Here is a 2934-nt window from a genome sequence, read left to right on the forward strand (position 1 = left end):
CGGGGCACCCACGGCGCCCGCGGCCACCCCGTCGGGTGCCGGTGCGGGCGGCGGTACCGGTGGTGACCGGGCCGACTGCGAGACCCGGGTCCCGATCCGGGGGGTGCGCAAGGCGACCGCGCAGGCCATGGTGGAGAGCGCGTTCACCGCCCCGCACGTCACGGAGTTCCTGACCGTGGACGTGACGCCGATGATGGAGCTGCGCGAGCGGCTGAAGGGCGATCCCGACTTCAGCGGGGTGAAGCTCACCCCGCTGGCGTTCGCGGCCCGCGCGGTGTGCCTGGCGAAACGGCGCACCCCCGACGTGAACGCGGTCTGGGACGAACGTGCGGGTGAGATCGTCTACAAGGACTACGTGCACCTGGGCATCGCGGCGGCCACGCCGCGCGGCCTGGTGGTGCCCAAGGTCCGCGACGCCGACGCCCTGTCGCTGGCCGACCTGGCCGGCGCGCTGGACGAGCTGACCGCCACCGCACGGGACGGCAAAACCGCGCCGGAGGCGATGCTCGACGGCACGTTCACCATCACCAACGTCGGCGTGTTCGGTGTCGACACCGGCACCCCGATCATCAACCCGGGCGAGTCGGCGATCCTCGCGCTCGGGGCGATCCGGGACACGCCGTGGGTGGTGGACGGCGAACTCGCCGTCCGCAAGGTGATGCAGTTGTCGCTGAGCTTCGATCACCGCGTCGTCGACGGCCAGCAGGGCTCACGCTTCCTGGCCGACGTCGGCGCCCTCCTCGCGGACCCGGCCAAGGCCATCACCTACTGACCCCCGCGGGTGGGAGGGCCACCCCTCCCACCCGCGAGTCGCCACTCCACACCCGCGAGTCGCCACTCCATGCCGGTGAGTTGCCATTCCATGCCCGCGAGTCGACCTCCGAGGGCCGCGCGATGGTCGCGAGAGTCCGCCCGGGGCATGCCCGCCCGGCGACACGTCGTCATCGGGCGCCAGTTCACGGACACAGGCGTCAATTCGCGGATACAGAACGTCAACTCGGGGACACAGCGCGCCAACTCGCGGACACATGGCGTCAACTCGCGGGCATGGGGTGGCGACTCGCGGGATCAAACGGGCGCCTTCGTGCGTTGTTCCGGGTATGGCCGTCCTGTTCCTGCTGTACGTGATCACCGAGGTGGCCGCCGTGTGGGCGGTCGCCTCGCAGATCGGCGTGCTCGGCACGCTCGGACTGCTGCTCGCCGGTGCGCTCGTCGGGTCGTGGCTGGCCCGCCGGGAGGGCGGCAAGGCCGCCCGCGCGGTGATGGCGACGGCGCGGTCCGGCCGTTCCCCGCACAACGAGATCACCGACGGGATGCTCGTGGGGCTGGGCGGACTGCTCATTTTCCTGCCCGGCTTCGTCAGCGACGTCGCCGGCCTGCTGTTGCTGTTGCCGAGCCGGGCGCTGTTCCGGCGTGCGTGGATGCGGCGGGTGCAACGCCGGGGACCGGCCCGTAGCACCTCCGGCGCACCGTTCGGCCCGGGAATGCGGACCCGGACGATCGTGGTGGACAGTGAGGTCGTCTCGGACGACCGCCGCCGGGACGACGGCGAGGGCGGCCCCCGGCCGAACGGACGTCCGGTCATCGACTCCGAGTAGCACGACCGCGCCCACGGAGTTCGCACCGTGAGACGGCCGTTTCCCATCCGGGGCGCACCCCGAACGGGGCACCGGGCGTGCCGACACCGAATCTCCTGGTCAGGTAGCGTGCGGGGGACACAGGAGGTTGCTGGTGGCGCAGGACGTGCAGCGCTCGCCCGAACGGGCTAAACGACTCCCCCGGGAGGTCCGGGAGAAGCAGATTCTCGACGCCGCGGTGACCGTGTTCTCCCGGCACGGCTACCACGCGGCGGCGATGGACGAGGTCTCGGACGTGGCGGGCGTGTCCAAGCCGATGATTTACAGCTACCTCGGGGCGAAGGAGGACCTGTTCGCGCACTGCGTCCGGCGTGAGTCGAACCGCCTGCTCGACGCCGTGCGCGACGGCATCCGGTCGGATGTTCCCTCGGACATGCAACTCTGGCACGGCCTGCGCGCGTTCTACGGCTTCGTCGCCGACCACCGCGAATCGTGGATCGTGCTGCACCGGCACGCGCTCACCGCCGGACAGCCGTTCGCCGCCGAGATCACCACGCTGCGCAGCACCGCGGTGGAGCTGGTCAGCACGCTCGTGGTGTCGGCCGGGGTCCGCAAGGGGCTGGGCGAGCAGGTCGAGTTCTCCGGCGAGGGGATGGCCGCCGCCCTGGTCGGCGCCGCCGAATCCCTCGCCGACTGGTGGCTGGACCACCCCGACGTGCCCGTGAGTGTGCTCGCCTCGTGGCTGATGAACCTCACCTGGCTCGGTTTCAACGACCTCGTCGAGGGCGCCGTCTGGCGTCCGACCGAGTGAGCCGGCGCCGCGGTCGCCCCGAACGCCGGTGACGCCACGCCGCATCTCGGTACACTCACCGCGGCACGGCAGGCGGACGACACGCACGGCTACTTCACGAGCCTGGGCACCTGGGCGGACGGTAACTCGCGCAACGCCGAACTGGCCTCTCAAACCATGAACGAGCAGGCCGCGTCCGCGGGCGCCGCCCGCAACAACATGCCCGAGAAGGTCCCGTTCGACTGGAAGACCGAAGTCGGCAAGTGGGCGGAGAATCCGCTCGACCTTCTCGACAACGTCGAGAAGACGACCGAGCGCTACCAGCAGAGCCGACAGGCGCACGACGAGGCCGCCCGGGTGATGGGGCAGTACGACGGCGAGCTCCACGGGGCCGCCTCGAAGCAGCCCGCGTTCGCCGAGCCCCCGGAGTTCAACGGTGGGACCGGGACGACACCGAGTTCGGTGATGTCGATCGGCTCGCCGGGGACCACCGCGTCGGGTGCCGCGGGTACCGCCCCGGTCGGCGGGGCACCGGGCGGGGTGGGCCCCGCCGGGTCGGGTACGTCG

Annotated in this window: 3 protein-coding genes and 1 pseudogene; all 4 read left to right on the forward strand. The window is 71.5% G+C overall.

Going from position 1 to position 2934, the window contains the following annotated elements; all coding sequences use genetic code 11:
- Positions 1–772: dihydrolipoamide acetyltransferase family protein (locus SACHA_RS22320; protein WP_083935866.1), on the forward strand; the 772-nt coding region annotated here is incomplete at its 5' end.
- A 328-nt stretch (positions 773–1100) separates the two neighbouring features.
- The gene (locus SACHA_RS0114625; protein WP_019810921.1) at positions 1101–1598 is read left to right on the forward strand and encodes an FxsA family protein; all 498 of its coding nucleotides are present in this window, start codon (positions 1101–1103) and stop codon (positions 1596–1598) included.
- 133 nt (positions 1599–1731) lie between these two features.
- A complete protein-coding gene (locus tag SACHA_RS0114630) occupies positions 1732–2388 on the forward strand; it encodes a TetR/AcrR family transcriptional regulator (protein ID WP_019810922.1) in 657 nt (218 codons plus the stop codon).
- 156 nt (positions 2389–2544) lie between these two features.
- Positions 2545–2934, forward strand: a pseudogene (locus SACHA_RS25555) (hypothetical protein); the annotation flags it as partial.

Source organism: Saccharomonospora halophila 8 (assembly GCF_000383775.1).
Lineage (GTDB): Bacteria > Actinomycetota > Actinomycetes > Mycobacteriales > Pseudonocardiaceae > Saccharomonospora > Saccharomonospora halophila.

What these genes read in the sequence shown, in the direction of transcription:
- SACHA_RS0114625 (WP_019810921.1), top strand. Translation starts at nt 1,101, where the DNA reads ATGGCCGTCCTGTTCCTGCTGTACGTGATCACCGAGGTGGCCGCCGTG.